The sequence below is a fragment of the Planktothrix sp. FACHB-1355 genome, from assembly GCF_014748295.1.
In the GTDB taxonomy this organism is placed as follows: Bacteria; Cyanobacteriota; Cyanobacteriia; order Cyanobacteriales; family Aerosakkonemataceae; genus Aerosakkonema; species Aerosakkonema funiforme_A.
In genome coordinates this window covers 1-3,703 of sequence record NZ_JACJUP010000717.1, presented here as the reverse complement: position 1 = coordinate 3,703, position 3,703 = coordinate 1, and the positions used below count along the sequence as shown (strand labels likewise).

4 protein-coding genes and 2 pseudogenes are annotated in these 3,703 nt (G+C 42.8%); 4 read left to right on the top strand and 2 right to left on the bottom strand.

Annotated elements, in window-relative coordinates:
• Both H6S82_RS23665 and H6S82_RS34415 read right to left on the bottom strand, forming a co-directional pair.
• A pseudogene (locus tag H6S82_RS23665) lies at positions 1 to 814 on the bottom strand (hybrid sensor histidine kinase/response regulator); the annotation flags it as partial.
• A 27-nt stretch (positions 815 to 841) separates the two neighbouring features.
• Positions 842 to 1,003, bottom strand: a pseudogene (locus H6S82_RS34415) (hypothetical protein); the annotation flags it as partial.
• An 826-nt stretch (positions 1,004 to 1,829) separates the two neighbouring features.
• On the opposite strand from H6S82_RS34415, the gene gvpJ reads away from it, so the two are divergent.
• From gvpJ to H6S82_RS23645, 4 genes are all read left to right on the top strand, one after another.
• Positions 1,830 to 2,255, top strand: a complete 426-nt coding sequence (gvpJ, locus tag H6S82_RS23660; protein ID WP_199315273.1) for a gas vesicle protein GvpJ — start codon at positions 1,830 to 1,832, stop codon at positions 2,253 to 2,255.
• Positions 2,256 to 2,311: 56 nt separating this feature from the next.
• Positions 2,312 to 2,785, top strand: a complete 474-nt coding sequence (locus H6S82_RS23655; protein WP_190464722.1) for a gas vesicle protein K — start codon at positions 2,312 to 2,314, stop codon at positions 2,783 to 2,785.
• 26 nt (positions 2,786 to 2,811) lie between these two features.
• Entirely contained in the window at positions 2,812 to 3,546 is a 735-nt protein-coding gene (locus H6S82_RS23650) for a GvpL/GvpF family gas vesicle protein (RefSeq protein WP_190464723.1), read from the top strand.
• 14 nt (positions 3,547 to 3,560) lie between these two features.
• Positions 3,561 to 3,703 (top strand): gas vesicle protein GvpG (locus tag H6S82_RS23645; RefSeq protein WP_191056802.1); only part of this gene is annotated, 143 nt, incomplete at its 3' end.

Sequence of the window (3,703 nt, the reverse complement as noted above, 5' to 3'; positions counted from 1 at the left end):
CTCCCCCGCTCCCCCTAGCCCCTAACTCGGCGATCGCCTGCACCAATTCCTCCGGTTCCACGGGTTTGGAGATGTGTCGCCCAAAACCAGCTTCTAGAGCTTGTTGCCGATTCAATTCTCCCGCATAGGCAGTCAGGGCGATCGCCGGAATTTCACCACCCCTATCTGGTGGTAGAGTTCTAACTTGACCATCTTCCTGACGAAAATACTCAAATACATACGGTAGAAACTCGCGACTGATACCTTTACCGGTATCGCTGACAGTAATTTCAGCATAGTTTCCATCTGGCTGGAAACAAACTTCAATTCTTCCACCTGCTGGGGTGAACTTAACTGCGTTGGAGAGTAAATTCCAAACAACTTGTTGAAGGCGCGTAGCATCGCCAGACACTTGTCCTGCGTTTGCAGAAAGGAAAGTTTGAATTTGAATGCCTTTCGCTTCTGCTGCTAGTTGAACTGTTTCCAAGGCAGCTGCGATCGTGGTTATCAAATTCACCGCAGCGACATTCAAAACTAACTTACCGCGCAAAATCCGGGAGACATCCAACAAATCCTCAATCAGTTGGGTTTGCAATTTGGCATTGCGTTCGATCGTCTCCAAAGCACGGGCGGTTGTCTCGTCGTCAAACTTGCGTTTTTGCAACAACCTTGCCCAACCTAAAATCGGGTTAAGGGGCGATCGCAATTCGTGAGATAATACTGCCAAAAATTCATCCTTGATGCGGTTGGCTGCTTCGGCTTCTTCCCGCGCAGCTCGTTCCCGCGCTAACAGTTGGTCTCGTTCCTTTTCTGCTTGTTTGCGTTTGCTGATATCGCGACAAATTGCTTGTACGGTGGGCAAATTGTTTAATGTAAATAAGGTGGCGCTGACTTCTACGGGAATAGTTTGACCGTCTTTTGTAATGTGTAGAGATTCGACAACTATATGTTTTTGGCGCAACAAGTCTCGAACGCTTACCTTGGGATCGATCGCATCTGAACTGATGATATCGGCAACTGACATTGCCAGCAGTTCTGCTCGGCTATTTTCCATGCTTTCGCTACTGCTCCCATTTCCAGGTGTCTCTGAGGAAGAGCGACCCAGTTCGTCGAGGCTTTCGCATCTGCCGATAGCGTTGCATCTGATGAGATTGAGCCGATCTGTGCGATCGCAATTAGCATAGCTATTAAAAGCTTATCCTGTCTAGCTTTCAGTCAAATCTACGGCTAGTGCGATCGCACCCGGTATTTTGTGCAAGTTCTTTTCTGTCTGCGTTACCATCAACTAAATAGCGCTCCCATGTCTTTGCAGGTTAAATACCGTTAATGATGAACTTATTGTCCTTACGAATCCTCGTCAACGATCGGCCAGTTGCGATCTCTCTTAATAATTATTTCTTTTTTTAGTATTTACAACTCCAAAAACACTTGATACTATTTAGATGTTAGATAATTGAGTACTGATGGCCATTATAATTAAAATGGCAAATTTAGAAATAAATTTCTTGCTTAACGAGAAGTTAATATGGAGATATTGACTGGCCACTCTAGGCAATATTTTTGGATTAACTCCGCCACAATCGCATCGAGTTAAAATTTTTGAGTCCTTGATAATTACCGTTGAAATTGAAGGCTTGAAACTGCTTTTTTACGTCAGCAATAAAAACAAAATTGAAAAATAATGCCAGAAGCAAAAATTTCAGATTTGACTAGAAAGCGAAAAGCGCTCAAAATTAAAGAATTCAACCCAGTAGGGGACAGAGATCTCTGTTGCGAAAATATTTGTTGATGCGGTAAGATAGTGAGCAGATCCTTAAAGAGTCGAACCGATCGTGACTTCCTCGCCGATACTGCCGACAAATTCGCGAACTAATGCCAGTCGAACAATTACTACTTCCACTCAAGGTTCGACTTTGGCGGATATCCTCGAACGAGTTTTGGATAAAGGAATTGTGATTGCGGGTGATATTTCTGTTTCGATCGCCTCAACCGAACTCTTGCATATCCGAATTCGCTTGTTAATTTCTTCTGTTGATAAAGCGCGAGAGATGGGGGTAAACTGGTGGGAAAACGACCCTTATCTGAGCGGTAAAACCCAAACTTTAATCGATGAAAATCAAAAACTTCAGGAACGGTTGCAAAGTTTAGAAGCAGAAATGCGATCGCTCAAAGCTTTAGCTACGAGCCAACTAGACTTAAGTGCAGCAGAGCAGCCAAAAGATCGATCGAGAAATCCTCCTATTAGCGAAGATGAAAATCATCCAGAAATAGATTAAACGCGCACAAAAGAATCAATTTCAGTCAGTGAAAAAATATGTGAAAAAGTCTCATCATGTCATTAGTTGGAACATCTTCTGAAAACTCTCACGAAACAGTTCCCACCACTCACAAACTCAATACTAAAGCTGGTTTGGCTTCTTTACTGCTAACGGTGCTAGAATTAGTTCGCCAGCTAATGGAAGCGCAAGTAATTCGGCGTATGGAAGAACAAGCGCTCAGCGAATCAGACTTAGACCGAGCGGCAGAAAGTTTGCAAAAGCTGGAAGAAGAAGTGCGCCGTATGTGCGAAATTTTTGAAATCGATCCAGCGGATTTGAATGTAAATTTGGGAGAATTCGGCACTCTTTTACCGCCGCCAGGAACTTACTATCCTGGGGAAGCAACTCACAATCCTTCTATATTGGAGCTATTAGACAGAATTTTAGATATTGGAGTTGTGGTGCATGGCGATATCGATTTAGGGGTAGCTAACCTGAATTTAATTCACGCTAAGGTGCGGTTGGTCGTCACATCAAAGCCGATTTAAATGTTGTTTAGTTTGGGTGATTTTTTATGAGTAAAGGTTTTTACTTATATGGGATTTTAACAGAACCACTTCCGGAAAGTATAAAGCTAGAAGGAATGGACAAACTACAAGTTTACAGCCATAAGATTGACATTTTTAATTTTTTGTACTCGGAAGCAAAACAAGAAAAATATCTCACTTCTCGACGCAATCTATTGTGCCATGAAAAAGTCTTAGAAGATGCCATGAAGGAGGGATTCCGCACGCTTATCCCCCTTCGCTTTGGATTGGCGATCAAAACTTGGGAAACGGTAAGCGAACAATTGACTATTCCGTACAAGGAAAAACTGCTAGAGTTATTCGATAAATTGGACGGACGTCGCGAGGTTAGCGTCAAGGTACTTTGGAATAATAATTCAGAGATACAAGCGTTACTGGCATCAAATCCTACCTTGAAAGAAAAGCGCGATGCGATGGAAGGTAGAGCGATGAGTATGGATGGAGTAATCGAAATCGGTCAGATGATTGAAAGCGGTCTGCAAGCTCGCAAGGAAGAAGTAATCGATCTTTTTCGAGATGAATTGAATGCTTTAGCAGAAGAAGTGATAGAAAGCGATACAATGACAGAAGAAATGATTTATAATGCGGCTTATTTGATTCCTTGGGATAGTGAATCTCAGTTTGGCGAAAAAGTAGAAGCGATCGATCTCAAATTTGGCGATCGTCTGCGAATTCGCTACAACAATTTTACTGCGCCTTATACATTCGCGCAGCTTTCGTAAGGGGAACCAATCTTATGTTGCTGAAACTATTAACTTTTCCCGTTACTGGCCCACTAAGCGGCGTTGTGTGGATAGGAGAACAACTTTTAGAGCGTGCTAGTGCTGAAGTGGATGATAAAGAGAATTTGCACAAACAGTTATTAGCTTTGCAATTGGC